This is a genomic window from Alcaligenes sp. Lyrl_28, from assembly GCF_051948705.1.
Classification (GTDB): Bacteria; Pseudomonadota; Gammaproteobacteria; order Burkholderiales; family Burkholderiaceae_B; genus Alcaligenes; species Alcaligenes ammonioxydans.
In genome coordinates, this window is record NZ_JAYJLG010000005.1 from 173175 (window position 1) to 199493 (window position 26319).

25 protein-coding genes are annotated in these 26319 nt (G+C 58.6%); 10 read left to right on the top strand and 15 right to left on the bottom strand.

Annotated elements, in window-relative coordinates; genetic code table 11:
* Positions 1 to 7: 7 nt before the first annotated feature.
* From VF694_RS13060 to VF694_RS13075, 4 genes are read right to left on the bottom strand one after another with little or no spacing between them, the layout of a single operon-like run.
* Positions 8 to 670 (bottom strand): methionine ABC transporter permease, encoded by a 663-nt coding sequence (locus tag VF694_RS13060; protein WP_440164559.1) that lies wholly within the window; start codon positions 668 to 670, stop codon positions 8 to 10.
* Positions 642 to 1847, bottom strand: coding sequence for a methionine ABC transporter ATP-binding protein (locus VF694_RS13065; protein WP_003800617.1), 1206 nt, complete (start codon positions 1845 to 1847; stop codon positions 642 to 644). Before VF694_RS13065 ends, VF694_RS13060 begins: the two co-directional genes overlap by 29 nt.
* A 1-nt stretch (position 1848) precedes the next feature.
* Positions 1849 to 2691: a MetQ/NlpA family ABC transporter substrate-binding protein gene (locus VF694_RS13070; protein WP_003800619.1), complete on the bottom strand. Its 843-nt coding sequence runs from the start codon at positions 2689 to 2691 to the stop codon at positions 1849 to 1851.
* A complete protein-coding gene (locus VF694_RS13075; protein WP_003800621.1) occupies positions 2691 to 3518 on the bottom strand; it encodes a MetQ/NlpA family ABC transporter substrate-binding protein in 828 nt (275 codons plus the stop codon). Before VF694_RS13075 ends, VF694_RS13070 begins: the two co-directional genes overlap by 1 nt.
* 335 nt (positions 3519 to 3853) lie before the next feature.
* Between VF694_RS13075 and VF694_RS13080 the strand changes: the two genes are divergently transcribed.
* Complete coding sequence (locus VF694_RS13080; RefSeq protein WP_003800623.1) at positions 3854 to 4117, top strand: type II toxin-antitoxin system RelE family toxin; 264 nt, start codon at positions 3854 to 3856, stop codon at positions 4115 to 4117.
* Positions 4101 to 4427: a helix-turn-helix domain-containing protein gene (locus VF694_RS13085; RefSeq protein WP_131071127.1), complete on the top strand. Its 327-nt coding sequence runs from the start codon at positions 4101 to 4103 to the stop codon at positions 4425 to 4427. Before VF694_RS13080 ends, VF694_RS13085 begins: the two co-directional genes overlap by 17 nt.
* A 106-nt stretch (positions 4428 to 4533) precedes the next feature.
* On the opposite strand, the gene VF694_RS13090 is transcribed toward VF694_RS13085, so the two are convergent.
* Both VF694_RS13090 and dinB read right to left on the bottom strand, forming a co-directional pair.
* Positions 4534 to 5724 carry an acetylornithine transaminase gene (locus tag VF694_RS13090; protein WP_003800626.1) on the bottom strand — a complete coding sequence of 397 codons (1191 nt, stop codon included), beginning with the start codon at positions 5722 to 5724 and terminating at the stop codon, positions 4534 to 4536.
* 272 nt (positions 5725 to 5996) lie between these two features.
* Entirely contained in the window at positions 5997 to 7166 is a 1170-nt protein-coding gene (gene dinB / locus VF694_RS13095) for a DNA polymerase IV (RefSeq protein ID WP_100214806.1), read from the bottom strand.
* A 213-nt stretch (positions 7167 to 7379) separates the two neighbouring features.
* On the opposite strand from dinB, the gene VF694_RS13100 reads away from it, so the two are divergent.
* The 5 genes from VF694_RS13100 (at position 7380) to VF694_RS13120 (ending at position 12987) form a co-directional block, all read left to right on the top strand.
* Positions 7380 to 8951, top strand: coding sequence for an ABC transporter substrate-binding protein (locus VF694_RS13100; RefSeq protein WP_003800630.1), 1572 nt, complete (start codon positions 7380 to 7382; stop codon positions 8949 to 8951).
* A 154-nt stretch (positions 8952 to 9105) separates the two neighbouring features.
* On the top strand, positions 9106 to 10092 hold the full coding sequence (locus VF694_RS13105) for an ABC transporter permease (RefSeq protein ID WP_131071126.1): 987 nt from the start codon (positions 9106 to 9108) through the stop codon (positions 10090 to 10092).
* Position 10093: 1 nt separating this feature from the next.
* The gene (locus tag VF694_RS13110) at positions 10094 to 11008 is read left to right on the top strand and encodes an ABC transporter permease (RefSeq protein ID WP_003800632.1); all 915 of its coding nucleotides are present in this window, start codon (positions 10094 to 10096) and stop codon (positions 11006 to 11008) included.
* A gap of 3 nt (positions 11009 to 11011) precedes the next feature.
* The gene (locus VF694_RS13115; RefSeq protein ID WP_003800633.1) at positions 11012 to 11986 is read left to right on the top strand and encodes an ABC transporter ATP-binding protein; all 975 of its coding nucleotides are present in this window, start codon (positions 11012 to 11014) and stop codon (positions 11984 to 11986) included.
* A complete protein-coding gene (locus VF694_RS13120; protein ID WP_003800634.1) occupies positions 11983 to 12987 on the top strand; it encodes an ABC transporter ATP-binding protein in 1005 nt (334 codons plus the stop codon). Before VF694_RS13115 ends, VF694_RS13120 begins: the two co-directional genes overlap by 4 nt.
* Positions 12988 to 13122: 135 nt before the next feature.
* Here the strand turns inward: VF694_RS13120 and panD are convergent, their stop codons facing one another.
* The gene (gene panD / locus VF694_RS13125) at positions 13123 to 13686 is read right to left on the bottom strand and encodes an aspartate 1-decarboxylase (RefSeq protein ID WP_003800635.1); all 564 of its coding nucleotides are present in this window, start codon (positions 13684 to 13686) and stop codon (positions 13123 to 13125) included.
* Between the two features lie 261 nt (positions 13687 to 13947).
* Between panD and VF694_RS13130 the strand changes: the two genes are divergently transcribed.
* Complete coding sequence (locus VF694_RS13130) at positions 13948 to 14727, top strand: ABC transporter ATP-binding protein (RefSeq protein WP_003800636.1); 780 nt, start codon at positions 13948 to 13950, stop codon at positions 14725 to 14727.
* Positions 14728 to 15059: 332 nt separating this feature from the next.
* On the opposite strand, the gene VF694_RS13135 is transcribed toward VF694_RS13130, so the two are convergent.
* Positions 15060 to 15677, bottom strand: coding sequence for a flavin reductase family protein (locus VF694_RS13135; RefSeq protein ID WP_003800637.1), 618 nt, complete (start codon positions 15675 to 15677; stop codon positions 15060 to 15062).
* Positions 15678 to 15838: 161 nt separating this feature from the next.
* Between VF694_RS13135 and VF694_RS13140 the strand changes: the two genes are divergently transcribed.
* Entirely contained in the window at positions 15839 to 16816 is a 978-nt protein-coding gene (locus VF694_RS13140; RefSeq protein ID WP_003800638.1) for an AraC family transcriptional regulator, read from the top strand.
* A 9-nt stretch (positions 16817 to 16825) separates the two neighbouring features.
* Here the strand turns inward: VF694_RS13140 and VF694_RS13145 are convergent, their stop codons facing one another.
* The 5 genes from VF694_RS13145 to VF694_RS13165 are packed head-to-tail and all read right to left on the bottom strand — an operon-like array spanning position 16826 to position 22050.
* A complete protein-coding gene (locus VF694_RS13145) occupies positions 16826 to 18418 on the bottom strand; it encodes a phytoene desaturase family protein (RefSeq protein ID WP_440164570.1) in 1593 nt (530 codons plus the stop codon).
* A gap of 1 nt (position 18419) precedes the next feature.
* A complete protein-coding gene (locus tag VF694_RS13150) occupies positions 18420 to 19031 on the bottom strand; it encodes a flavin reductase family protein (protein WP_003800641.1) in 612 nt (203 codons plus the stop codon).
* Positions 19032 to 19056: 25 nt separating this feature from the next.
* A complete protein-coding gene (locus VF694_RS13155; protein WP_003800644.1) occupies positions 19057 to 20301 on the bottom strand; it encodes a styrene monooxygenase/indole monooxygenase family protein in 1245 nt (414 codons plus the stop codon).
* 56 nt (positions 20302 to 20357) lie between these two features.
* Positions 20358 to 21140, bottom strand: a complete 783-nt coding sequence (locus VF694_RS13160) for an SDR family oxidoreductase (RefSeq protein ID WP_003800645.1) — start codon at positions 21138 to 21140, stop codon at positions 20358 to 20360.
* 22 nt (positions 21141 to 21162) lie between these two features.
* Positions 21163 to 22050, bottom strand: a complete 888-nt coding sequence (locus VF694_RS13165; RefSeq protein WP_003800647.1) for a SphA family protein — start codon at positions 22048 to 22050, stop codon at positions 21163 to 21165.
* 329 nt (positions 22051 to 22379) lie between these two features.
* Here VF694_RS13165 and VF694_RS13170 point away from each other — a divergent pair, with 329 nt between their 5' ends.
* Positions 22380 to 23765 (top strand): DUF6056 family protein, encoded by a 1386-nt coding sequence (locus tag VF694_RS13170; RefSeq protein WP_415302026.1) that lies wholly within the window; start codon positions 22380 to 22382, stop codon positions 23763 to 23765.
* Positions 23766 to 23902: 137 nt separating this feature from the next.
* Here VF694_RS13170 and VF694_RS13175 read toward each other — a convergent pair whose 3' ends face one another.
* Together VF694_RS13175 and VF694_RS13180 are read right to left on the bottom strand one after the other, a co-directional pair.
* Positions 23903 to 24940 (bottom strand): TRAP transporter substrate-binding protein, encoded by a 1038-nt coding sequence (locus VF694_RS13175; protein ID WP_003800651.1) that lies wholly within the window; start codon positions 24938 to 24940, stop codon positions 23903 to 23905.
* A gap of 89 nt (positions 24941 to 25029) precedes the next feature.
* Positions 25030 to 26319 carry a TRAP transporter large permease gene (locus tag VF694_RS13180; protein WP_059318408.1) on the bottom strand — a complete coding sequence of 430 codons (1290 nt, stop codon included), beginning with the start codon at positions 26317 to 26319 and terminating at the stop codon, positions 25030 to 25032.

Here is a 26319-nt window from a genome sequence, read left to right on the forward strand (position 1 = left end):
GTTCGGATCAACGGGCACGCAGCCTTTGCACGTAACGGTCTCCCGCAAACTGCACCGCTGTGACCAGGGCAATCAGCACCGCAATGACAATCAGCATCACCTGCGTGTCAAAGCGCTGATAGCCATAGCGGATCGCCAAGTCCCCCAGGCCACCGGCACCGACCGCACCGGCCATGGCCGAGGAACTGATCAAGGCCACGATGGTGATGGTGAAGCCACCCACAATGCCGGGCAGCGCCTCGGGCAAATAGACATGGCGCACGATGTCCCACTTCTTGCAGCCCATGGCTTGAGCCGCTTCAATCAGGCCCGAGTCCACCTCACGCAGACTGACTTCCGCAATACGGGCGAAAAAAGGAGTCGCGCTGATTGCCAGGGGCACAATGGCCGCCCACACGCCAATCGTGGTGCCGGCCAGCAAACGCGTGAAGGGGATCAAGGCGACCAGCAAAACAATAAAGGGCGTGGCCCGAAAACCATTCACTACGCTACCCACCGCCAGGTTGATCTTGGGCGACTCCCAAAAGCCATGAGGAGCCGTCACGATCAAAAGCACCGCCAGCGGAATGCCGGCCAGAAAGGCGATCGCCCCCGACACGCCCACCATCATCAGTGTGTCCAGAAAAGCCTGCCCGTATCGCTCAACGGGGATACTCAGATTCCACAACATATCCAATGTCCTCAATGTGATGCGCGATGGCCGCCGGGCCTTGCGTCAGGGATGTCAAATCGGGCAGGCTTACATGCCCTTCAATGGCGACCAGCAAACGTCCGTGTGCATGGCCTTGAATACGGTCCACGCCGCCATGAACCAGTTGGGGCTGGCCGGGCAGGCTGCGGGCAATGTGCAACAAGTCGGGCTCCCATCCGCCTTCGCCGCTGTAGCTCAGTTGCAAAATGCGGCTGTATGTTCCGGTTTTAGGCGGCTCTTGCACCAGTCGTGCCTGCAAATCCTCCGGCAAGCTATGTTGCAAAGGTGCCAACAGCGCCTTGGTGGCGTCATGCTGCGGTTTGCCAAATACACGCCAGACCTCGCCCAGCTCGGCAATGCGGCCTTTTTCCAGCACCAGCACGCGGTCGGCAATTTCACGGATCACGCTCATCTCGTGCGTAATCAGCACGACGGTGATGCCCAGACGGCGGTTAATGTCCTTGAGCAGGCTCAGGATGGACTGTGTGGTTTCCGGGTCCAGGGCCGAAGTCGCTTCATCGCACAGCAAAATCTCCGGGCCGGTGGCCAAGGCGCGAGCAATGCCCACACGCTGCTTTTGCCCACCCGACAAACGACTGGGATAGGTATCGGCCTTGTCTTGCAAGCCGACCAGTTGCAGCAGTTCCTGAACGCGCTGGGCGATGTGCTGCGCGGACACACCCGCCACCTTCAAGGGCAGGGCCACGTTCTCGTACACCGTCTTGGCTGACAGCAAATTGAAATGCTGAAAAATCATGCCGATGCGGCGACGCAGCTGCACCAGCTCCGATTCATTCAGACGGGCAATGTCCACGCCATCGACCAACACCTGGCCGCTGCTTGGGCGCTCCAGCCGATTAATGGTGCGCAGCAAGCTGGATTTACCCGCACCACTGCGGCCAATAATGCCGAAAATGCTGCCCGGCTCGATGTCCAGATCAATGTCCTGCAAAGCAGGCACAGCGCCTGCCGAGGACTGATAGATTTTGGACAGATTACGAAAGGCCACGCTGCCTGCCTTCACGGCACTGGACCGCGGTTCCCGTTCCACTTTGACAGACGCACTGGCCTTGTGAAGCTCACGCTGGCCGGCGGCCTGTTCGGCGGTGTCGCGCACTAGATCGGCATGACGCCGTAATACGGATGTGTAGGCCATATCACTTGCTCGCTGCGCTGCCACCTTGCCAGGGCAAGGTGTACAGATTGGGGTTGTGATCAAAACGGTCTGCAATCGTGTTGCGCACCGCCTGCGACTGCTGAAACAGTTCGACGAACTGTTTCAGTGCCGGGTCATTGACGCGGTCTTTGCGCGTGGCAAAACCCATGGCGTAAAAGGTGTCGGCAATACCGGAATAGACCAGGGCCTTGCCCGCATCCGCCTTGCGACCTGCGCTGACAAAATAGCTGGGCCAGACCACGGCCAGATCTACATCTGGCAGGGAATGAATCAGTTGCGGGCCTTCAATTTCCACCAGCTTGAGTTGCTTGGGGTTATCCACCACATCATTGACCGTGGCACCGGTATCCAGACCATGACGCAAGGTGATCAAGCCTGCTTGTTGCAACAGCAAAAGACCCCGGCCCTGATTGACCGGATCATTCGGTAAAGACACAGTGGCGCCCTTGGGAACCTGGTCCAGAGACTGATACTTGTTCGAGTACAGGCCAATGTTTTGCAGCAAGCCCAGACCAATCAATTCCAGCTCGTAGCCACGCTCCTTGATGGCATTGTTCAGAAAGGCTTGGTGCTGAAAGAAATTCACATCAATATCGCGGTTATTGACAGCCTCGTTGGGCAGCGTCCAATCCGTAAACTCGACCAGCTCAATATCCAGACCATGCTTCCTGCCTTCCGGGATCAGCGCTTGTACCGCATCCGCGGTAGCGCCAGGAAGAGAGCCCACTTTGATTACCGCTGCAACGCTGTTCCAAGGAAGGACGGCAGCCAACACCATGCCCAGCGCCCAGCGCGGCAGGCGAGCAGAAAAAATCGCAGTCATTACTTCGCTCCTTCTTGCTTGTTCAACCAGGCCAGGGTGTAGAGTCGTTCGTCGTTATTGAACGCGGCTCGCGACACATCACGCACGGACTGGGCGTTTTGATAGATGGAAATGAACTTTTGAATGACGGGGTCGCGAGTACGGTCTGCTTTCACCACGAACTGGATCGCAAACTGCGCATCTTCAATACCCGAGTAGGCCAGCCCACTGGAAGGATCAAAGGCCTTGGCCGCCACGATGAAATGCGGATAGCCCTGTGCAATATCCACATCCCCCGTAATACGCACCAGTTGCGGGCCTTCCACTTCCACAAAGCTGAGCTTTTTGGGGTTCTCGACAATGTCATTCAGACTGCCCAGGTAACCGACCTCCGGCTTGAGCGTGATCAGCCCGACCTTCTGCAGCAATAACAGGCCACGGCCCTGGTTCACGGGATCGTTGGCGATGCCTACCTTGCCGCCTTGGGGAACCTGTTCTACCGCCTGATGCTTGAGCGAATACAGCCCCACATTGGCCAGAATGCCCGTGCCCGCGCTGGCCAGCTTGTAGCCGTTTTTCTCAATGGCGTTTTTCAGAAAAGGCTGGTGCTGGAAATAGTTGATATCAATATCGCCGTTATCCACTGCCACATTGGGCGTGGTCCAGTCGGTGAACTCAATCACCTCGACATTGATGCCTTGGGCCTTGGCATCCTGAGCCGCCGCATTGATGGAATCGGCATAGGCACCGGGTACCACGCCAATGCGTAAGGAGTCGGCGGCGATGGCCGGAGAAACAGCCAGCACAAGGGCACTAGCTACGATAAGTTTGGACAGATGCTGGAGCATGGTAAACAGTGCCTCAAAGGGTGGGCCTGCGTTTGCAGGCAAATCTTGGAAGCTTCTATTACATCGACTCCCTTCCCCTGGCACCACAACAGAACAATCATTTACTTATGCTGGCTAATGGCTGGATAAAATTACTTCAAGTTATTGATATTTATATTATTTTTTTAAATAAACTAAACACTGGCAACGATGAGGTCTGTGCTATTTCATGCGCGTTTCAAGTTAGTCGTGGGAGAGCAAGGACAAAGGTCACAAATGGTTTTTTGTCGGCCTCCGCGCAATTTTTCCAAACTTATATCAAGAAACTTAACTTATAATTAACTTATATTCTGTCCATGAACTCGATATTCTGGACACCCAAAGCCGCCAAACAACTGCGCAAGATCGACAGGCAACACCAAGGCGCTATCCGCGACGGTGTCGGCAACTTGGCTGATATGCCCAATTGCTCCGGATCGCAAAACATCAAAGCGCTGACGAATCACCCGTATGGCTATCGCCTGCGCATCGGAAACTATCGCGTCCTGTTTGATTGGGACGCAGAAATAAGAATTATCGACATCCAGGAAGTGAGAAAGCGCGATGAACGTACGTACTAACATTCAGATCATCAATGGCCCGGACGGCAATCCCGCTTTTGTCGTGATTCCCTACCAGGACTACATCGCCAGCCAGGCCCAGGACGGCGGGCTAATCCCCCACGCCGTCGTCAGCAGCACGATCGACGGTGCAACGCCGGTTCGGGCATGGCGTGAACACCTTGGGCTGACACAGGCAGAGCTGGCCGCTCGCCTGGGTATCAGCCAATCTGCCTATGCTCAGCAAGAGAGCAGCGAGCGGCTACGCAAAAGCAGCCTGGAGCGCATTGCCGCCGCGCTTGGGATTACAACTGAGCAACTCGACTTCTAAGCCAGGAACGGCGGTTTGCAAGCCTACCAGACCCGCAGGGCTACAAAAATCCAAAGACCAAAAAAAATCCGCCCGAAGGCGGATTTCTTTATGGCAGCAACACAGCTTAGCCGCGAACCTTGACCAGGATTTCGTCCAGCCAGGCCAGCATCAGGTCGATTTCGTCGGCTGTGATGTTCAGCGCTGGCATGAAACGCAGCAGGTTCGGACGTGGCGAATTCAGCAGCATGCCTTCTGGAGCGCGGTCGCGGGCAGCGGCCACAATTTCCGGACCGTCGTCCTGATCCAGGATCAGGGCACGCAGCAGACCCTCACCACGCTCGCCGTTCATGCCCCACTTGGCGCTGATGGCCAGCAAGCCTTCGGACAACTGCTTGGCGCGGGCATTGACCGACTCCAGAAAGCCGGGAGCCGTCAATTCGTCGAACACAGCCACGCCAGCCGCGGTCATCAAGGGGTTGCCATTGTAGGTGCCGCCCTGGTCACCAGGCTGGAAGCAGGACACTTCTTCGCGGGCGCACAGTGCCGACAGCGGCACGCCACCACCAATGCCTTTACCCAGCGTCATGATGTCCGGACGGACGCCCGAGTGCTCGTAGGCAAACAGGGTACCGGTGCGGCCCATGCCGGTTTGCACTTCGTCCACGATCAGCAGCAGCTTGTGCTCGTCGGCCAAGGCGCGCAGACCCTTCATGAATTCCACGGTAGCGGGAATGACACCGGCCTCGCCCTGCACGGGTTCGAGCATGATGCCCACGGTTTGATCGTCGATCAGCGCGCGCACGGATTCCAGATCGTTCAGCCTGGCTTTCGGAAAGCCTTCAACCTGAGGAGCAAACATGCGATCCCAACCGGGTTTGCCGGACAGGGACATGGTAGCCAGGGTACGGCCATGGAAGGAGTGCTCAAAAGAAATGATCTTGTAAGCGTTGTTCTTGTTGATCTGACCCCATTTGCGCGCCAGCTTGATGGCACCCTCGTTGGCTTCACCACCGCTGTTGGCAAAGAACACGCGGTCAAAGCAGGAGTGCTCCACGATGCGTTTGGCCAGCTCAATAGAGGGCTCGTTGTAGAACGCAGGCGAAGGATTGATCAATTTGGACGCTTGTTCGGTGATCGCCTTGATCACGTTGGCAGGGCTGTGGCCCAGCGCGTTCACGGCCCAGCCCTGGACCGTATCCAGGTATCGCTTGCCGTTGTGATCTTGCAGCCAGGAACCTTCTCCTCGCACAAAGACCAACTCCGGACGCTGGGTAATTTCCATTAATGCACGTACACCGGCCCGATCGAATTCCATAACGGCAAACCTTGATGAAAATGAAAAAAAAATAAACCAGCCCGGCGGCTGGACAATTTATTCTAACGCAGCCCACCCCCGGCAGGACGCTTATGCCTGGGACAATGGTCATCTGGCCGCGGATTGTCCCTTTTCTGGTACACATCCGCGCCCTGGCAGGCGCCAAAGCGTTTTAAGCCTGAAGTCTTTACGCAGTAACGGGGTGGAGGTGGCTAAGGCACGTCTGTCTAAAACCTGTCATCCAGGCAGCAGCCTGGCAAAGCGCTGCCTGCCTAAAACAAACCGTCCAGATCCAGTTGCCGAGGCTGCTCCTGCGGCATTTCACTGATAGGCAGCAAAGCGCTGGCTTTCACACCCAGCAAACGCAAACGTCTGTCCAGCACAGCGCGTTTCAAATTCTGGCGGGCGGCGGCCAGAATGGCATCGGCCGCCAGCACCGGAGTGGGCAGGGACAGGTCGCGCGTCACGATTTTGAAGTCCTCGAACTTCAGCTTGATGCCTATGGTTTGGGCGCACATGGCAGATTTGCGCAGATCCTGCTCCAGCTTTTCACACAAGGACTCCAGCACCCAGGACAGGCGGGAGCGATCCATGCGCACGTGCAGATCACGCTCAAACGTGGTTTCACGGCTGATGGACTTGGGGGTGCGATCCGTCGTCAGGGGACGGTCGTCCTGGCCGTGGGCCACGGCCATCAGCCACTGTGCATACCGCAGGCCAAAATGCTCCTGCAGCTTCTCCGCCGGGGTGGCCGCCAGCTCTCCAATCTGCCCAATGCCCAGCTCTGTCAGCTTGAGTACCGACTTGGGGCCAATCCCATTGATCTTGCCCACCGCCAGCGGCCAGATGCGGGTAGGCACATCGTCCATGGTCAGCACGCAGGCCCCATTGGGCTTGTTCAGCTCCGAGGCAATCTTGGAGAGCAGCTTGTTGGGAGTAATGCCCACGGAGCAGGTCAGGCCCGTGGCCTGGTTCACCGCTTGGCGGATCTGCTCGGCCAGTGCGTGGCTGTCTTCGGTCTTATGACTGAGGTCTACATAGATCTCGTCGATGCCCCGGTCCTCGATATGGTCCGAGACCGTGGCCACGGCCTGTTTAAACAGACGCGAATAATGGCGATAGGCTTGAAAATCCGCAGGCAGCAAGATGGCGTCGGGAGCCAGTTGAGCCGCCTTCATTAAACCCATGGCCGAGAACACGCCCAACTGGCGTGCTTCATAGGTAGAAGTCGTGGCCACCCCGCGCCCCACGTAATCGGCCAGACGGGCATGTTGCCAGCTGCCGTCAGGCAACTGACGCGGCGCATCAGCACTGCGCCCGCCGATCACCACGGGGCGGCCACGCAAATGCGGGTAGCGCAGCAGCTCTACCGAGGCATAAAACGCATCCATATCCACATGAGCGATGCGTCGCTCCAGAGGGGTTTCTTCTTGTCCCGTCACCACGGTCAGCCTGTTAACTGTATATACGTACACCATTATAGCGACAAGTGGGCTGGACGCTGGGGGCTACTGAATAAGCGGCAAGATGATATAAATCACTAATTATCGTTACGCTGACGGTGAGCTGAAACTACGTATTGAACCTGTGCCAAGCGCCCGGTTACTATGCAGCCTCTCTATCAGCGACACCAAGCACCCCAACAGGAGGTTTTCATGAAAAAAACAGTATTGGCTGCTGCGCTGGCAGCTCTGGTCTCCCTGCCCCTGGTAGGCCACAGCAAGACGCTTACCTGGTCCAGCCAGGGTGACTTCATGACCCTGGACCCCCATGCTCAGAACGAAAACCTCACCATCACGGGCAGCATGTATGTCTATGAGCCCCTGGTGGACTACGACAAAGACTTCCAGATCGTGCCCAGCCTGGCTACCGCCTGGGAGCAGCGTGAACCCACCGTCTGGCGCTTTACCTTGCGCGAGGGTGTGAAGTTCCACAATGGCGAACCTTTTACGGCTGACGACGTGGTGTTTTCCATCCAGCGCGCCATGGCGCCAACGTCCAACTTCAAGGCCTACGTCAACGGTATCGTCAAAGCAGAAAAGGTGGACGACAAGACGGTGGATATCATCACCGCCGCCCCCAACCCCGTACTGCTGCGCCAGTTGACCAGCGTGTTCATGATGAACAAGGACTGGGCTGAAAAGAACAAGGTCACCCAGCCCCAGGACTTCAACAAGAACGAAGAAACCTTTTCGGCTCGCAACACCAACGGTACTGGTCCTTACAAGCTGAAGTCGCGTGAAGTGGACGTGCGCACCGTCTTTGTCGAAAACGAAGAATGGTGGAACAAGGGCAACAAGGTAGGCAACATCACCGAAGTGGTCTATGTGCCGATCAAGCAGAACGCCACCCGCACCGCCGCCTTGCTGTCCGGCGAAGTGGACCTGGTTCTGGACCCACCGGCACAGGATTTGCAACGCCTGCGCCAACAGTCCAAGATTGTGGAAGGCAACGAATACCGCACCATCTACCTGGGTCTGGATCAAAAGAGCCCCGAGCTGAAATACAGCAGCATCAAGGGCAAGAACCCGTTTGCCGACCAGCGTGTCCGTGAAGCCCTGTATGTGGCCATCGACATTGAAGCCATCAAGAAAGCCGTGATGCGCGGTTCCTCCGCCCCCACCGGCACCATGGTGGCCCCTCAGGTTCACGGCTACACCAAAGAGCTGGCCCAGCGCCTGCCTTACAGCCAGGATCGCGCCAAGGAACTGCTGAAAGAAGCCGGTTACGACAATTCCCTGACCTTTACCCTGGATTGCCCGAACGATCGCTACATCAACGATGAAGCCATCTGCCAGGCCATCGTGGGCATGTGGGCCAAGGTCGGCGTGAAAGCCAACCTGAACGCCATGCCACGCGCCACCTACTTCCCCAAAGTTCAGAGCTACGACAGCAGCGCCTACATGTTTGGCTGGGGCGTGCCGACCTTTGATGCGCTCTACACCCTGCAAAGCCTGATGCACAGCAAGGGCGAGGGCGCTGACGGCTCCTTTAACTTCGGTAACTACGAAAACGCCGAAGTGGACGCCTTGATTGATCAGATCAAGACCGAAACCGACGTGGCCAAACGCGATGCTGCCATCCACAAGGTTCTGGAAATCCATGCCAAGGAAGTGGGCCACATCCCCTTGCATGACCAGATCATTCCCTGGGCCATGGCCAAGAAGGTCAACGTGATCCACCGTGCGGACAACCGCCTGCTGGCTCAATGGACCACTATCGACTAAGTTTTTCCCCACCCCAGCCCCGCCTTCGTGCGGGGCTGGTTCCCATTACCTTGTAGTCATCCGTTTCTACACCAGCCCCCTTGCCGGGCCCTTTCTACACATTAAGGACGACACTGGTCGCGAGTGATCCTCGCGCTCTACCAGGAGACCGCCTATGCTGGTATTTATTATTCGCCGTCTCATCCAGGCTGTTCTGGTGATGCTGACGGTCAGCCTTCTGGCTTTTGTGCTGTTCCGCTACATTGGTGACCCGGTCACCATCATGCTCGGACAGGACGCCACCGAACAAGATCGCGTGGAACTGCGTGCCAGCCTGGGGCTGGACCAACCCGCCCCCGTGCAATTCGCCCGCTTTGTCTCCCAGGCCGTACAAGGCGAATTTGGTCTGTCCCTGCGGCAAGCCCAACCTGTTTCCACGCTACTGAAAGACCGCCTGCCTGCCACGGTAGAGCTGTCCGTGGTGGCCGCCATACTGGCCCTGCTCATTGGCCTGCCACTGGGCGTCTACACCGCCTTGAAGCGCAATGGGTTCATGGCACAGAGCATTCTGGCCTTTTCCCTGCTGGGGATCTCTCTGCCCACCTTCCTGATCGGTATCTTGCTGATCCTGATCTTCTCGGTACAGCTGGGCTGGCTGCCCAGCTATGGCCGCGGGGAAGTTCTGAAGTTTGGCTGGTGGAGTACCGGCCTGCTTAGCTGGGACGGGATCAAGCATTTAATCCTGCCCGCCATCACGCTCTGTTTGTTCCAGCTCACCTTGATCCTGCGTCTGGTGCGCTCGGAGATGCTGGAAGTGCTGCGCGCCGACTACATTAAATTTGCTCGTGCCCGTGGCTTGTCACAACGCGCCATCCACTTTGGTCACGCCCTGAAAAACACCATGGTGCCGGTCATCACCATTACGGGTCTGCAACTGGGCGGCATTATCGCTTTTGCCATCGTGACAGAAACCGTTTTCCAATGGCCAGGCATGGGTCTGCTGTTTATCCAGGCCGTGCAGTTTGCCGACATCCCCGTGATGGCCGCCTACCTCTGTCTGATTGCCCTGGTCTTTGTGGTGATCAACCTGCTGGTGGACTTGCTGTATTTCCTGGTCGATCCACGTCTGCGCACCCAATTGTCGGGCGCCAAGGGGCATTAATATGTTCGCTAAATTGAAAAATGCCTGGGATAGCGATCTGGTCTGGTCCTGGCGTCACTCCCCCGTGGCCATTGCGGCCACCATCATGGCCCTGCTGCTGTTTATCGGCGCACTGGGTGCCCGCTGGGTTGCTCCTTACGACCCATTCGATCTGACCTCCATCGACCTCATGGATGCCTTGCTGGCCCCGGCCTGGTCGGAAAACGGCTCCCCCCAATACTGGTTGGGGACCGACAGCCAGGGCCGCGATCTGTTTTCGGCGCTGCTGTACGGGACGCGTACCTCCTTGCTGATCGGACTGGCCTCGGTGGCCCTGTCCATGATCGTGGGCATCGTGCTGGGGCTTCTGGCCGGTTACTCCGGTGGCCGTGTCGATGCCTTCATCATGCGGGTGGCCGATGTACAGCTGTCTTTCCCGGCCATCCTGATTGCCTTGCTGATCGACGGCGTGGCCCGTGCCGTCTTCCCCTTGAGCATGCACGATGTTGTGGCCTTTCCTGTGCTGATCGGGGCCATCGCGCTGGCCGGCTGGCCACAATATGCCCGTACCGTGCGCGGTTCCACGCTGGTGGAAAAGAACCGTGAATACGTGCAGGCTGCTCGTGTCATTGGCGTGTCCTCGCCACGCATCATGTTCAGCCATGTACTGCCCAACGTCATGGGTCCGGTTCTGGTCCTGGCTACCGTGCATCTGGCCACCGCCATCATTACCGAGGCCACCCTGTCCTTTCTGGGCGTGGGCGTTCCAGCCACCTCGCCGTCGCTGGGCACCCTGATCCGCATCGGTAACGACTTCCTGTTCTCGGGCGAATGGTGGATCACGATCTTCCCCGGCCTGATGCTGGTACTGCTGGTGCTGTCGGTCAACCTCCTGGGCGACTGGTTGCGTGACGCCCTGAACCCCAAATTGAGCTGAGCCATGACTGCACTCTTAACTGTCCAAGACCTGTGTGTCGAATTTCCGACCCGGCGCGGCGTGCTCCAAGCCCTGGATCATGTGTCCTTTTCCATCGCTCCCGGCGAGGTGCTGGGCGTGGTGGGCGAGTCCGGCGCCGGCAAATCCCTGACGGGTTCCTCCATTATTGGTTTGCTCGATGCCCCCGGCCGCATCAGCGGTGGCCAGATCCTGCTGGAAGGCGAGCGCATCGACAATCTGAATCAGGACCAGATGCGCAAGATTCGTGGCCGCAAGATTGGCGCGATTTTCCAGGACCCGCTCACGTCGCTGAACCCGCTCTATACCGTAGGCCACCAGTTAGCCGAGACCATCGTCACGCACCTGCCCCTGTCCTGGAAACAGGCACGGGAGCGCGCCATCGAATTGCTGGAAGCCACCGGCATCCCGGCCGCGCGTGAGCGTATCGACCACTATCCGCACCAGTTCTCCGGCGGCATGCGCCAACGGGTGGTGATTGCGCTGGCCCTGGCGGCCGAGCCCAAGCTGATCGTGGCCGACGAACCTACCACCGCCCTGGACGTGTCCATTCAGGCGCAGATTATCGACCTGCTCAAAACACTCTGTCGCTCGCAAGGCACTTCGGTCATGCTGATTACCCACGATATGGGGGTGATTGCCGAAACCGCCGACCGCGTGGCGGTGATGTACGCCGGTCGCATCATCGAAGTGGGCCCGGTGCAAGATGTCATTCAACAGCCCAGCCACCCCTATACCCGTGGTCTGATGCGTTCCATCCCCAATCTGCACGGTGGGCTGGAACGTCTGGAACAAATCCCCGGCAGCATGCCGCGGCTAAATGCCATTCCGCCCGGCTGTGCGTTCAATCCACGCTGCGACCGACGTTTTGATCGCTGCCTGGTCGAACGCCCCGAGCTGATGCCCGTTCCCCCTCAGACACAGGCAGCCTGCTGGCTGCATGCACAGGAGTCCGCATGAGCGCCCCAAAACAAGCCCTGGTCCAGGTCAAGGACGCCGCCTGCTGGTTTGATGTGTCCCCGCCCTTGCTGGAACGCCTGGTCTACCGCAAACCCAAAGTCAATCTGCGCGCGGTCGATGGTGTCAGCTTCACCTTGAACAAGGGTGAAACCCTGGCGCTGGTGGGCGAATCGGGTTGCGGCAAATCCACGGTGGCCCGTTTGCTGACGGGCCTGTATTCGCTGACACGCGGCGACATTCTGTTTGATGGTCAGTCCCTGCAATCCATGGACAAGGCCAGCCAGAAAGCCATGCGCAAGCGCCGTCAGATGATTTTTCAGGACCCCTATGCCAGTCTGAATCCACGCTGGCGCGTGGGCCGCATTATTGCCGAGCCGCTGGTTACCCACACGGACATGAGCCCTGCCCAGCAGCAGGCCAAAGTGGCCGAGCTGCTCACCCAGGTAGGCCTGAACGCCAGTGATGCCCAGCGCTATCCGCACCAGTTCTCCGGCGGTCAGCGTCAGCGCATCTCGATTGCCCGTGCTCTGGCTTTGCAGCCCGAGTTCATCGTCTGCGACGAACCGACATCGGCGCTGGACGTGTCGGTGCAGGCACAGGTCCTGAACCTGATGAAGGATTTGCAGCGCGAGCTGGGGCTGACCTATCTGTTCATCTCGCACAACCTGGCCGTGGTGCACCACGTAGCCGACCGGGTGGGTGTCATGTATTTGGGCCGAATTGTGGAAATTGCGCCACGCGACGACTTGTTCGCACAGCCCCGTCACCCCTACACGCGCATGTTGCTGGGAGCCATTCCCGACATGAGCGGGGCGGGTAAAAGCCGCATTCCGGTAGCGGGCGAAGTCCCCAACCCGCTAAACCCACCTTCGGGCTGTACATTTCACCCGCGCTGCCCGCTGGCCAATGATCGCTGTCGCCGCGAAGCCCCGGCCTTGCTGCAAACCGGGCCGCAGGAAGTGGCTTGTCATGCCGTAGAAGAAGGGCGCGATCAGGCTTGATGTAAAAACGCTGCGGTCACTGTCAAAGGCAGTGGGTGCAGCGTTTCTTTTATTCTTGTCGACAACCACGCCTGAATGCGCAGGGTGAGGATGTCCTGATGAACAGCCGGGCCATGACGGCCCGGCACTGCCAGATCAGTTTTGTGCAGCGGCAGGCGCGAAATCAGCCAGATGGCAGGACAGGATATCGGCAATGGCACGATCATCCAGGCCACGCGAACGCAGATCCGCGGACAGGGCATCCACGTCGACCCGGGCCAGTGGGCGCTCGGCACCGCGAGGACGCTCGTCGCGTACCACACGGAAGTCGTAATCACGCTGGGCCGTTTTGGCCACTTCATAATGCATGACTTCGTCCACTTCATTTTCAGGCGTAAACGTCAGCACGGTAGGGCGCAGGGAATACAGATCTTCGGAGTTCATCACGTATTCAGTGGCGCAAATGATGACGGTGTCGCCTTTTTGACAGGTGCGGGCTGCCGCGCCGTTCAACACCACGCAGCGCGAGCCGGGTTCACCGAAAATCACATATGTAGAAATACGGGCTCCGCTGTCCTTATTCCAGATTTCCACAAACTCCATGGGTAAAATGCCCGCTTGTTCGCAGATTTCCGGATCCAGGGTGATCGAGCCGTGATAGTTCAAGTCGGCACCGGTCACCTTGATACCATGCAGCTTGGCACGGACCACTTTTTTCATGACAACACTCTCTAGAAACAGGTCCCCGAATACGGACACCTAAGCTTGGCTAACACGCGGTTTGCGCCGCGCCCTTAGCCCGATCAGGGCTGGGGGAAAGACTGCATCATAAACCCAGAAATGCGCGCAAATCCGTTTAGACCCACAGATTTGTACGGGAAAACCACAGGTCCAATGATTTTCCTGGCGGCCAGTCTGTGCTGTAATCCCCTCTGCCGCCTCGCACCGGTCTTTTTTATTTTCAATACGATACCGCTTTCCATGCCCAACCTGCTCATCGAGAATATTCACAAACGCTACGGCTCCCTGGAGGTCCTCAAGGGAGTCTCTCTCAGCGCGGAACCCGGTGACGTCATCAGCCTGATCGGTTCCAGCGGTTCGGGCAAAAGTACTTTCCTGCGTTGCATCAATTTCCTGGAAACACCCAACTCCGGCCGTATCGTCATCAAGGGCGAGGAGCTGAAAACCCGTCTGGACCCCAAAACGGACGAGCTGGTTGCGGTCGACAAGCAACAACTCAAACGCTTGCGTACCAGTCTGGCCATGGTTTTTCAGCACTTCAACCTGTGGTCTCACATGACCGTGCTGGAGAACATTACGGCCACGCCCATTCATGTACAGGGCATGGACAAGGCCCAGGCCATTGCCAAAGCCGAACAGTATCTGGACAAAGTGGGGCTGTCGCGCGATCTGGCCAAGCAGTACCCGGCCTTTTTGTCCGGCGGCCAGCAACAACGTGTGGCCATTGCCCGAGCCCTGGCCCTGGAGCCCGAAGTCATGCTGTTTGACGAGCCTACCTCGGCACTGGACCCGGAGCGGGTCGGTGAGGTATTGCGCGTTATGCAGAATCTGGCCGAAGAAGGGCGCACGATGGTGGTGGTCACTCACGAAATGAGCTTTGCCCGCAATGTGTCCAGCAAAGTGGTGTACCTGCACGAGGGCCTGATCGAAGAAGAAGGCCCACCGGAAGAAGTGCTGGTGTCGCCACGCAGCCCTCGATTGGCACAGTTCCTGGCGGCGGGTGGTTCGTCCAAGGGCTAAGATCTGCGCCTACGGTGCGCAGTGCGACTTGACGGGTCTTTGACGGCCTCTTTCAGGTCGCTCAGATCGACAGGTCATCGGGCTAGTGAGAAGCAGCAAGTTCGCTGAGCCTGCCCGACTGCGACATTACCGAAACACCTGATAGCCGGAGCGCCGGGCCGCCGGATGTGCCTCGACAGGCCAAACCGCCTAAACACTCCGGCTCCCCCTGAGCCCACATAAAACCAACGGCGCCTTGCGGCGCCGTTGGTTTGTCATCCTGGGCATCCTTGCCTGCAAGCCTGCTCAATAGCGGCCCAGCAGCGCTTCTGACGCCTGTTGCTTCATGCCGCTCAAGACTTGGGGCGTGGCATATCAAACAAGGTCAGATCTGTAATCTCAAAATAATCGCCGGGGCCGCCGCCACGCAGAATCGGGCGGGGGATGGCGGTGCGGTAAATGCCGTCCACAATGCTGTTGGGCGACACATGCACACCCACCACTTCACCCAGAACCATCCAGGTATTCAGGTCCTTGCCTTCCGAGTCTTTCAACTGAAAATGGGTCGTCACCTTGCACTCCAGCGAGGCAGGGCTCTCGCCCACACGGGGGGCATCGATCAGGCGGGAGTCCGCAGGTGTCAGGCCAGCAACTTCAAATTCGCGCACGTCCTGTTCCAGGCTGGTCATGTTCATGGGCTCGGCCAGATCACGCGTGGCCAGGTTCCAGGTAAAAACGCCGGTTTCAATGGCGTTGCGCACGCTATCCTTGTAGCCCACGCTGGAAAAAGCGATGACGGGAGGGCGGTAGTTAAACACATTGCAGAAACTGTATGGGGCCAGATTCAGCACGCCATCCTTGCTTTTAGTGCCGATCCAACCAATGACACGAGGACCCACAATCGAGCTGATGGGGTCGTGGCGCAGTCCATGGCCTTGGGTGGGTTCATAAAAGTGAAAGTCTTTCTGCACGGTTCTCTCGATTAATAAACACAAGAAACTAAACGGGACTGCGGGAAATCCCGATGGCCCACTGATATACTTTACAACTAAAATAAAGCCGCTGCAAACCGTTGAAACTCAAGGTTTTACGTCTCCTTCCTGTCTTTCAGAACCATCTAGGCGCATGAAACATGGAAAATAAGCCCGATCACTGGGCACGTGTAGCTTCTGCTGACCTGGAACAGGTGCGCAAATCTGTCAGCGACATGATCAAGTCGCACCAGCTCAAGCAGTTACGTGCCGACCAGACCCTGCAAACCCGGCTGCGCCACGCCCAGTTTGGTCAGGTCGCCTTGAGCCGCCTGGGCTATGGCGCCGACGTCCACATTCAACCCGATCATCTGGCCGGTTTTTACCTGATCCAGATGCCTCAGTACGGCACCGCCAAGGTGCGCTGCGGCAATCAGACCGTGGACTCCAGCCCCTATGCGGCCACCATCCTCAACCCCAACGAGGATGTGGATATGATCTGGCACGCCAATAATGAGCAATTAATGCTCAAGATCGATCGCAATCTGGTCGAGCAGGCCGCCCGCGGCATGGGCCTGGATGTGGGCCCGCAAGGTTTGCTGTTTCCGGTGCGCCTTCAGGCGCATACCCAGCCTTCCTGGCAAATCATGCTGCGTTATGTGCTGGACTGCGCGCGCAACTACGAGGACATCCGACGCTCTCCGCTGATTATCAACCAGCTGGAGCAATTGGCCGTGACGACCCTGCTGGACCTGCACCCGCCTGCCCAGATTCAGCCGGTCAACCCGACCCGCATCCTGCCGCGCCATCTGAAAAAAGTCGCCAGCCATTTGCATGAACAGGCTCACCTGCCTGTCACGGTGGACGAGCTCAGCGCCATTGCGGGCGTCAGTTCGCGCACGTTGCAACAGGCTTTCCGGGATCACTACGGGGTCAGCCCCATGCAGTATCTGCGCCAGGTTCGGCTGGATCGTCTGCGCCACGAACTGATTCACTCCAACGAACCGCATCTGACACTGGCCGATCTGGCCATGCGCTGGGGCTTTGCCCACCAGGGCCGTTTCAGTGCCGAATACCGCAACCGCTTTGGCGAAACGCCCAGCGAAACTTTGCAGCGGGTGCGCGGCGGTCAGCACTGAAGCAGCGCCTCACCCTTTCAGGATGCGCTGGGCCGCCAGATAGCCGGACTGCCCGCCCAGGCCTGGACCCGGATGCACCGACGCACCAATATGGTGCAGATTGCGCCAGGGGGTGGTGCCACTGCGCGCGTTCTTGTGTCCCGCGAAAGGACGCATGAAAAAGAACTGATCGGGCGAGCACACACCGCTGTAGGGGTCGCCCCCGACCAGATTCATGTTCAAGGCTTCCAGGTCCGCCGGGCTGACGCTGCGACGCCCGATAATCTTGGCGGCCAAGCCGGGCATGACCGTTTCCAGTCGGGCCTGCACACGGTCGGCCATGGCCTCGCGCACTGCCTCGTTCCAGCGCCCATCAGCGGGCACGGCAATTTCGCCTGCCTCGTCACCTTTGATATGACGGGGCAACTCCTGCATTTGAACCCACAAAATCCAGTGTCCTTCCGGCGCGCGGCTCACATCCACGGCCACCGGCTGACCGACGGCCAGCGTCGGTTTGGCGGGCAGATAGCCATTACTGGCCGTCACCACCGAGGAGCAAACCTGCTCCATGCTTTCGGTGACATGTACCATGGGAACATGGCGCAATTCCGGGTCCACCCAGTCGGGCGGCGCATTCAAGGCAAAATGAATCTGCATGCCGCCCCGGCCATAGTGATAATCCTGCGCAGACTTCACCAGAGCGGGTGGTGCATCCGGCACCAGATCACCATACAGCTGGCCGGGCGTGACATTGCATACCACGGCACGACGCGCCAGATAGCGCTGGGCGCCGACACACACGCCGCTCGCCTTGTTCCCCTCGACCAGCACCCGATCCACATGCGAGTTGGTCAGAACCGCCCCCCCTGCTTGTTCAATAATGCGGGTAAACGCTTTCACAATCTGGTCACTGCCACCTTTGACCACGGGCATGCCGCCGCTGACCACGGCACTGAAGGTCAGCTTGCCGATCAGGGCCGAGCTGGCCTCGTCCGGGCCCAGGCCACTGTGCAGCACCCAGGGCGCAATCATGGCGCGGGCCAGATCGCTGCGCAGATCGCGCATGGCCCAGCGTCGGAAACTTTCCAGGGCCTGCGAACCGAAGGACATCAAGCCATCCAGCCCGCGTTCACGCCAGGCCCCAAAAGCCAGCTTGGCCATCGGCCAGCGGTAAGGCTCACCCCCGAGCAGGCCAAACACCAGGCCGGCATCCGGGCCAAACATGCAGGCCGCCATGGCTCCCAATGCATCGCCTTCACCCGGCATCACGGCATTGAAACGGCGTACCGTATCGTCCATATCCTGACGCAAGGCCAGCGCCGGCCCCCCCGGAATGGCCAGTCCCGTGCTGTATTCACCCTTGACGAACTCCAGTCCCGCCTTGGCCAGGGGTTCGGCCAGCGCGGCATAAGACGCTCCCCCCATAAAGAGGGGATACCAGCTCGACAGAACATCGTGGGTAAAGCCGGGAAACAGCTCCTCGGTACGGATACAGCCTCCCGCCACCGCATTGCGCTCCAGGACGGTCACCGACAGGCCGCGCTGGGCCAATAGGGCGGCGCAGGTCAGGGAGTTCATCCCGCTGCCGACAATAACGACATCAGCGCTATGCGCGTCACTCATTTCAACGCTCTCCGTCCGGCGTGGTCAGGCTGGCGAAACGACCCCGGTGAAATACCGCGGGCTCGTGCTCGGTCAAGGTGGTGTGACGCACCACACGGCCAATGAACAAGGTATGGTCACCCCCTTCGTGCTGACGGTAGTTCTCGCATACAAAGGTCGCGACACAATCGTCCAGCAAGGGCACGCCTTCCTCGCCATCCACATGCGAGACCAGCGCAAACTTGTCCTTGACCTGGGAATTGGCAAAGCCCAGGGCCACAGGCACCTGCTCCTGGCTGATCACGTTGATGGCAAAGTGGCTGCAGTTCTCAAACACCGCCAGATTGGGAGAATGATTCACCAGACTCCACATCACCAATGGCGGCTCCAGCGACAAGGATGTAAAGGAGTTGATCGTCAGCCCCACCGCCCGGCCATCAGGACAACGTGTGGTGACAATGGCCACCCCCGTTGGAAAATGGCCCAGTGCCTGGCGAAACGCACGGCTATCGACCACATTCAGATTGGACGGTGTGGGTTTGGCGTCAGCGGCTGCCAACGCTTGGGCAGACACGGCCTGCCGCTGGGCAGCGGTGGGGGACGAGGAGTCTTGCAGCGTTGCGGTGGGGGTCATGGTACGTCTCCTTGAATACGGTCTATCAGGCAGCCACAGACTGACTGCGCGTTTTCTCAATCAAATCCTGAGCGGCGGTCAAATCTTCCCAGGCCGGGAACAGCACCGGCGGGTGGTTAAAACTGTTGGCCAGGAAGTGGGCCAGAGCAGGCGATTGCTGGGCCGAAGTCAGCAAGGCGAACGAAGAATCGGTTGGCGGCTTCAACATGGAGTTGGTCCAGCGCACCACCAGATTGGCGTAATCCCAGTAACGCTCAAACGTGGCCTGCATCCAGTCACGGTCAAACGCGCCTTCACCGCGTTGCAGGATGCTGTCCAGATATACCTGGGCGGCTTTGGCAGCATTATTGGAGCCTTGGCCAGTAATGGGATCGTTCACGACGACGGCATCACCCAAGCCCAGCACCATGCGGCCCGACGGCAGGGTCAGCACAGGTTTGCGTACGGTGGGAGGGAACGCGCCAGACAGGTAACCCTGGGCATCGGTCAGTTCAACATTACGGGCACGATCTGCTTCCCAAGGCAGAAATTCACGCAAGAATGACAGGCTTTGTTCCAGATGCGCCTCTGGCGTCTTGGCCTCGCGGAACCGATCCAGCGGACCACCGGGCACCCCTTCAAACACCATGATGTCGCACGGACCCGACAGCGTCAGCGAAGGAAACACAAAGTATTCGCCCACACCCGGAATGAAGTTAAACGACACACGCGAGTACTCAGGCGTAGGCTCCAGACCGTGTACGTAGGTCAGGGCCAGAGCGCGCTGGGGTTTGTCGTACATGGAGCGCTCATCGTCACGCTCGAACAGTTTGACCACTTCGCCCTTGCCGGCAGCCAACATGGTCAGATCGTATTCCTGGGTGATGCGCTCCAGTTCAGCCACGCCCACATCTTCCATGATCAGCTTGCCGCCGCGCTGCTCGAACACTTCCAGCCAGTAAGGCATCTTTACGCGCTGGTCAGTTGCCTGGGCTTCACGATCCAGACGGCCACTCCAATCGACGGCCTTGGTGTCAGGCTGTTCAGGGTTGGGCAGGGCAAAACCGATGCCCTGCACGGGTGGACATTCGTCGTCCCAGAAGTTCAGGCCCAGACGGCGCTCTACATCCAGCGCCTCGGCAAACATGCACTGGCTGGACATCACGCGGCCACCACGAATATCGTCGGGACTGCGGTTGGTGAAAACGGCTACGTCGTAGCCCTTGGCCAAAAGACCGAATGCAACGGGCATGCCAGCCTGGCCAGCGCCCACAATAGCAACTTTACGCATGATTTTTTCCTTCTGAGGGAGCGAGGGATGCCATCGACGCGGCATCCCGGTTTTTCTTATTCAGCCAGCTTGGGGATGGCCGGTACCCCTTGCTCAGGGCCCATGGCCGAGTAACCGCCATCCACGGCGTAATCCGCCCCGGTGACGAAACTGGCCGAATCCGAGAGCAGGAAGGCCACGACTTCACCCACTTCCTGGGGGTCACCCACGCGGCCCAGCATGTGAAAGGCTGAAGCCACACGATCAGTTTTGGCGCGGTCACCGCCGGTCAGCTCATCCATCACGCGCGACCAGATCCAGCCGGGCGAGACCGAGTTGACGCGAATACCGTCAGGGGCAAAGTCCAGGGCCATGCTGCGTGTCAGTTGGAGCAGGGCGGCCTTGGAGACCGGATAGAGCCAGCGTCCGGTTTGCGCAATTGACGAGGAGATGGAGGTGAAGTTGACGATGGAGCCCCCTCGCGGCAACAAGGGGCGCACCGCCTTGGCCGCCTGCACCGCGCTGACCAGATTAATGTCCAGCGCCTTGAGCCAGTCCGCACGGCTGGACGCCATGCCTTCATCCAGATAGGAGCAGGCCAGATTGACCAGACCATCCACACGACCAAAGTGCGCTTTCACCTGTTCAATGGCGGCATTCAGGCTGTCATCGCTGGTAATGTCCACTTCCCAGAATCTGGCCTTGGCAACGTCGTTGCCAACGGCGATCTGCCCGCCTGCGGCATCAATGTCAAACACAGCCACTCGGGCGCCGTAGCCCATCAGCACCTCGACCACGCCGGCGCCCACACGCGTGGCGCCGCCGGTCACGATGACTACCTTATCCTTCAGTCCTTTCATGTCGCTCTCCTGCCGCGGGCCCTTAGAACGGAACCGCTACTTTTACAAAAAACTGTTTACCTTCAGGACGACCCCGCACACCCAGGTCCTGCTGATACTTGGCCGTAATCAGCAGCCCTTTATCGTTGGCGTAACGCAGGCTCGGGCCAATGGCAAAGGAACGGGCCTTGCCATCACCGGCCATGGGGCCATGGTCGCGTTCAATCTGTTGATAGGCGTAACCACCCACACCCAGCACCAGACCGTTCCCGAAGCCCCAGCCCAAGGCGTAGTCCGCATGAATGGCTTTACCCGTACGGGTCTCGGTATCGCTGTTGCGCATGTTGAAGTCCACCATCAACTTCACATCCCAGTTGATGCCACTGGGCTGCATGTAGCTAAAGGCGGCGGCCGGCTGGATGGCCCAGTAGTTACGACCCAGATTGGCGCTATCGCCCACCTTGTAACGACCGGTAGGCGCGACAAAGTCCACGCCCAGGATGTAGTGCATCTTCTCGCTGGGATGAAAGCCCAGCGCAGGACCGAACACCACATCGCCCAGACCGCTGCGGCGCTGGGACTGACCAGCCGCTTGCGCCTTGACGGTCAGCAGGGGAGCCAGAGCGTGGAACGCCAGTTGCCCACCCAAGACTTGCTGATCGGTCACCCACACCAGGCGAGGGGCCACCATGGCCACATCCACCTTGAAATCGGGAATAGGCAGCTTGTCGCCGTTTTTGTCGCGCACCGAGTCATAGCGCATGGCACCGCCATACATCAGCATATGCACGCCGGGCGGAGGCAAGGCCCCGCTCATGAAGTTTTCCAGACCGTCCGGGTAAATCGGCAAACCGTTTCCCTCAATGGCATAGGCCGGGCCTGCAGCCACAACACCCACTCCCAATGCCACGGCGGCTATTTTCTTTGTCATGTCCCCCACGTCCGTTCTCCTTTTGTTTTTAGATATGACGATGGAGCCAATGGTAGAAGTGCCGTTTGCGCCGGTATATCCACTTTGCGCAGCGCCTGGCCAATAAGCGCAAGAAGCCGCAAAAGCAGGGAAAACCCCGATTTGGTTTAGATTTAAAGAATGACATTCGGTAAAGCTGTTAAACGCTACGTTTCAACGAATGTCTGCGATAATTTCCTGTCTTTCCGCCTGGTCGATATTCCTGTTTACCAAGGCTTCAACACGCAGGGCCGCGGATACGGTGTCATGCCAAGGCCGGGGTCTGCTCACAAGTACCGCTGTTCCTTTCAATGAGCTCCAGCCTCCCTTACGCTGAGTCGCGACTCAGCCTGCCTTTGCTCGGCCCCCGTTTTGCTATCTGGACCTTCATTTTCTTTGTGATGCTGGCGCTGACGGCGACCTGGTCCATCTACCGACTCACGCCCATGATTTCGGACGACTTCAGCTATGCCAACAAAGGCATTGCCTGGGACGCAATCGCGCGCCACTACCTGAACTGGAGCGGCCGGCTGGTCTCGGATACCCTTTCCAGCGCCCTGCTCAGTCTGGCGCCACCCTGGTTAAAGGCCAGCCTGGGCACCGCCGCCCTCGCAGGCGTGATCCTGATCCTGTCAGCCCTGGGGGCCAGGCTGGCCGGACAGACACTGCGTCCTTCCATCGTGCTGCTGGTTTTCATGCTGTATTGGCTCATGAACCCGGATCTGGGGCAGACCACCTTTTGGCTGGTGGGGTCAGCCAATTACTTATGGCCCAATCTGTTCAATTTTGGTTTTGCTCTGGCCTATGTCTGGCGTCTGCAAAAAGGGACGACATCGCCGGCAATCGGTCTGGGCCTGTGTGCGCTTGCCGTATTGGCAGGCTGCTCCAACGAGAACACCGGTATCATCAGCTGGTGCCTGCTGGCCGGCCTGAGTATTCAACGTTACCGGCGCACGCGATCCCTCGGAACCTGGCCCCTGATCTGGCTGGTATGCATGGGGATCGGAGTCAGCCTGCTGGTATTGGCGCCCGGCAATCAGGTGCGCGCCGAATTCTTTACCGCCTGGTACGACCAGCCTCTGACCTGGCGCCTCTGGGAGCACTTCAGCCGCCGCTTTCCTGATGCCATGTTGCGCTACTGGGGAGTGATCCTGGTCATGCTGGTCTGGCGTGTCTGGAGCGGACCCACCACCAGCGCGCCGGCAAGACGCCTGATCTGGCTGCTGGTCGCCGCCTCGCTGCTGGCCAACGCCATCTTGATGCTGGCCCCCAATATCCCCAAACGGGCCTTGAATGGTTCTTTCATGTATCTGCTGGTGGCCCTGTCGATCTACGGACATGATCTGCTGGCTCGATCCGCCCATCGCGCAAACATCCAGCGCGCGCTGACCTTGACGCTGGGCGTGTGCGCCGTACTCTGGCTGGTGTCCACTGCTCTGATACTGCGCAGTTATTACGGCACCTGGCAACAAAATCATGTACGGCAAGCCCTTATTGCCCGGGCTATCGAACAGGGTCACACCCATATCGACCTGCCTGGATATCACTTCAGAACCACGCTGCGCTCAAGGGATCGATTCGATACCTACTTCAATGGCGAGGCCATGGCCAGGTACTACGGTATCGAGGCCAGTATCGCTGAATACGCAGTCAGACAGCATTACGACCTGGGTTCAGGAGCACCACCCAAGCCCTGATGCCCAGCTCCAGGGCGACATGACCGTACCGATGCCAGCACGCCACACAAGCAAGGACCTGTCAGCACGCGAAAAAAAACCCGCCGTCCTCTTGGACAGCGGGGTCAGGTCCCTGGCAGGGCGCTGTGCGGGCTGCTTTACTTGGCCGCGCTCAGCTCTTTGATCTGCTCACGGAAATAAGCCAGCGCTGCTTTGCCATCCACGCCTTTCTTTTCAGCCGCCTTGATCCAGTCCTCTTCAACAAAGGCCAGACGCTCTTTCAATTGATCGGCCGCCTCACCTTCCAGACGCAGCGTTTTCAAGCCGGCAGCCGTGTGCTTTTCAATCGCCTTTTGCTCGGCGGCTTGCCATTTGGAACCGAAATCATTGGCAATCCACTCGCCACTGATCTTCTCAATAGCCGCGCGGTCGGCCTCGGACAAGCTCTTCCACTTGCGCTCGTTCATGAACAGGTACTGGCTGGATTTACCGAAACCACCTGGGACCGACACAGCGGTCTTGACCAATTTGTCCAGTTTCCAGTTATCCAGCTGGTCGTACTGGAAGTACATGCCGTCGATCACGCCACGCGACAGCATTTCGTAGCTGTCAGAAGCCGGTGCGTTCACGGTCACGATGCCCAGTGCTTTGCCGATGGCATCAAACAGAGGGCTGGGCGAGCGCAGCTTCTTGCCTTTCAGATCGTCAATGCTTTGCACATTGTCCTGGCTGGTGAAGATCACCGTGGCCGGACTGGTCCACATGCCCAGCAATTTCACGCCTTTGTGCTCATTCGCATCCATCATGAATTTTTCATAGGTGCGCCAGTAGGCGACCGAGTTCACACCGCCGTCATCAGTGGTGAACGGCAGCTCAGCAAACTCGATCAAGGGAAAGCGGTTGGCGGTGTAGCTATGAACCGACATGCCCAGATCGGCAATGCCATTGCGCACCAGATCCATGTGCGCCTGCGGCTTGCCCAGCGCATTGATGAACTCGACCTTCACACGGCCTTCGGTGGCTTTTTCCACTTCCTGGGCCCAGGGCTCGAACATATTGGTCACAATGAAGTGGCCAGGTGGCATCCACTGGGAAAAACGCAAAGTGGTCACTTCAGCAGCCACCGACGGCATCGTCGGTGCCAGCGCTGCCGCCGCCAGGCCCAGGCTCAAGGCCAATTTCTTGAAAACACGCATCTCGACTCCTCGTAAATTGTTTTGCTGCCGGGTCGTTACGGCCCGGCGGTGTACTGCTGCCCGGATCACCACTGCATCCGGGCCGGGTTTTACATACTGTTTGGAATGACCAGAACAATCCAGGGAACAAACACCAGCAAGAGCAAACGCAGAATGTCCATCATGACAAAGGGTGCAACCCCGCGGATGATGGTGCCCAGGGGAACATCGGGCATCACGTTCTTGATCATGAAAATGTTCAGACCCAAGGGTGGGGTTATCAGGCTGATTTCAGCCGCGACCACCACGATCACGCCAAACCACACCAGATCAAAGCCCAGAGAGGCGACGATCGGGTAAAAAATAGGCACCGTCAACATGACCATGGACATGGTTTCCAGGAAACAACCCAGAACCAGGTAGATGGCACAAATGATCAGGATCACCATGATGGGCGAGACATCAATGCCTTCGATGAAGCTGAGCAACTGATTGGGCAAGCCCGCAACGGACAGGAAGTTGGTAAAGACCAGCGCACCAATGACCAGCGCAAACATGATGGCGGTGGTCTGCGCCGCTTCGATCAGCACCGTCAGGTACATGCGGGGCTGCCAGCCACGACGCTTGAGGGTCAGCAAGAAGGTGGCCGCAGCACCAATGCCGGCGGCCTCGGTCGGTGTGAACACACCGCCGTAAATCCCCCCCATGATGACAATGAACAGCACGGTAATGGCCATCACGCCTTTGGTTGCCTCAAAGCGTTCGCGCCAGCTGGCTTTCTCACCGGGACGGCCCAGACTGGGGTTGATCGCGGTAATAATCATGACCGTGATCAGGTACATCAGCATGGCCACCATGCCGGGCAGGAAACCCGCCGCGAACAGCTTGCCGATATCGGTTTCGGTCAAGATCCCGTACACCACCATCATCACGCTGGGCGGAATCAGAATGCCCAGCGTGCCGCCCGCAGCGATACTGCCGGTAGCCAGACGATCGTCATAGTTGTACTTGCGCATATTGGGCATGGCCACCCGGCCCATGGCCGCTGTAGTGGCCATACTGGAACCACAGAGCGCACTAAAGGCACCACAGGCAACAATGGTTGCCATGGCAAGACCACCGCGCAGGTGACCGATGAAGGCGTGAGCGGCCTTGTACAGGTCTTTGGACAGACCCGAGGCGTTGACCAGGTTGCCCATCAAGATAAACAGCGGCAACACTGTAAAGCTATAGCTCATGGCCGTGTCATAGCTGGTTTGCGCCGCCATGATCAGGGCCGCTTCCATGCCTGTAAAAAAGGCAAAACCCAATGTGCCAACCAGCAACATGCCCCAGGCAATGGGCAGACCCAGAAACAGGCTACCGAGCAGAACAAACAGTCCGATAATAGAAATCAACAT

What these genes read in the sequence shown, in the direction of transcription:
- VF694_RS13060 (WP_440164559.1), bottom strand. Translation starts at nt 670, where the DNA reads ATGTTGTGGAATCTGAGTATCCCCGTTGAGCGATACGGGCAGGCTTTT.
- VF694_RS13065 (WP_003800617.1), bottom strand. Translation starts at nt 1,847, where the DNA reads ATGGCCTACACATCCGTATTACGGCGTCATGCCGATCTAGTGCGCGAC.
- VF694_RS13070 (WP_003800619.1), bottom strand. Translation starts at nt 2,691, where the DNA reads ATGACTGCGATTTTTTCTGCTCGCCTGCCGCGCTGGGCGCTGGGCATG.
- VF694_RS13075 (WP_003800621.1), bottom strand. Translation starts at nt 3,518, where the DNA reads ATGCTCCAGCATCTGTCCAAACTTATCGTAGCTAGTGCCCTTGTGCTG.
- VF694_RS13080 (WP_003800623.1), top strand. Translation starts at nt 3,854, where the DNA reads ATGAACTCGATATTCTGGACACCCAAAGCCGCCAAACAACTGCGCAAG.
- VF694_RS13085 (WP_131071127.1), top strand. Translation starts at nt 4,101, where the DNA reads ATGAACGTACGTACTAACATTCAGATCATCAATGGCCCGGACGGCAAT.
- VF694_RS13090 (WP_003800626.1), bottom strand. Translation starts at nt 5,724, where the DNA reads ATGGAATTCGATCGGGCCGGTGTACGTGCATTAATGGAAATTACCCAG.
- VF694_RS13100 (WP_003800630.1), top strand. Translation starts at nt 7,380, where the DNA reads ATGAAAAAAACAGTATTGGCTGCTGCGCTGGCAGCTCTGGTCTCCCTG.
- VF694_RS13105 (WP_131071126.1), top strand. Translation starts at nt 9,106, where the DNA reads ATGCTGGTATTTATTATTCGCCGTCTCATCCAGGCTGTTCTGGTGATG.
- VF694_RS13110 (WP_003800632.1), top strand. Translation starts at nt 10,094, where the DNA reads ATGTTCGCTAAATTGAAAAATGCCTGGGATAGCGATCTGGTCTGGTCC.
- VF694_RS13115 (WP_003800633.1), top strand. Translation starts at nt 11,012, where the DNA reads ATGACTGCACTCTTAACTGTCCAAGACCTGTGTGTCGAATTTCCGACC.
- VF694_RS13120 (WP_003800634.1), top strand. Translation starts at nt 11,983, where the DNA reads ATGAGCGCCCCAAAACAAGCCCTGGTCCAGGTCAAGGACGCCGCCTGC.
- panD (WP_003800635.1), bottom strand. Translation starts at nt 13,686, where the DNA reads ATGAAAAAAGTGGTCCGTGCCAAGCTGCATGGTATCAAGGTGACCGGT.
- VF694_RS13130 (WP_003800636.1), top strand. Translation starts at nt 13,948, where the DNA reads ATGCCCAACCTGCTCATCGAGAATATTCACAAACGCTACGGCTCCCTG.
- VF694_RS13140 (WP_003800638.1), top strand. Translation starts at nt 15,839, where the DNA reads ATGGAAAATAAGCCCGATCACTGGGCACGTGTAGCTTCTGCTGACCTG.
- VF694_RS13145 (WP_440164570.1), bottom strand. Translation starts at nt 18,418, where the DNA reads ATGAGTGACGCGCATAGCGCTGATGTCGTTATTGTCGGCAGCGGGATG.
- VF694_RS13150 (WP_003800641.1), bottom strand. Translation starts at nt 19,031, where the DNA reads ATGACCCCCACCGCAACGCTGCAAGACTCCTCGTCCCCCACCGCTGCC.
- VF694_RS13155 (WP_003800644.1), bottom strand. Translation starts at nt 20,301, where the DNA reads ATGCGTAAAGTTGCTATTGTGGGCGCTGGCCAGGCTGGCATGCCCGTT.
- VF694_RS13160 (WP_003800645.1), bottom strand. Translation starts at nt 21,140, where the DNA reads ATGAAAGGACTGAAGGATAAGGTAGTCATCGTGACCGGCGGCGCCACG.
- VF694_RS13165 (WP_003800647.1), bottom strand. Translation starts at nt 22,050, where the DNA reads ATGACAAAGAAAATAGCCGCCGTGGCATTGGGAGTGGGTGTTGTGGCT.
- VF694_RS13170 (WP_415302026.1), top strand. Translation starts at nt 22,380, where the DNA reads ATGAGCTCCAGCCTCCCTTACGCTGAGTCGCGACTCAGCCTGCCTTTG.
- VF694_RS13175 (WP_003800651.1), bottom strand. Translation starts at nt 24,940, where the DNA reads ATGCGTGTTTTCAAGAAATTGGCCTTGAGCCTGGGCCTGGCGGCGGCA.
- VF694_RS13180 (WP_059318408.1), bottom strand. Translation starts at nt 26,319, where the DNA reads ATGTTGATTTCTATTATCGGACTGTTTGTTCTGCTCGGTAGCCTGTTT.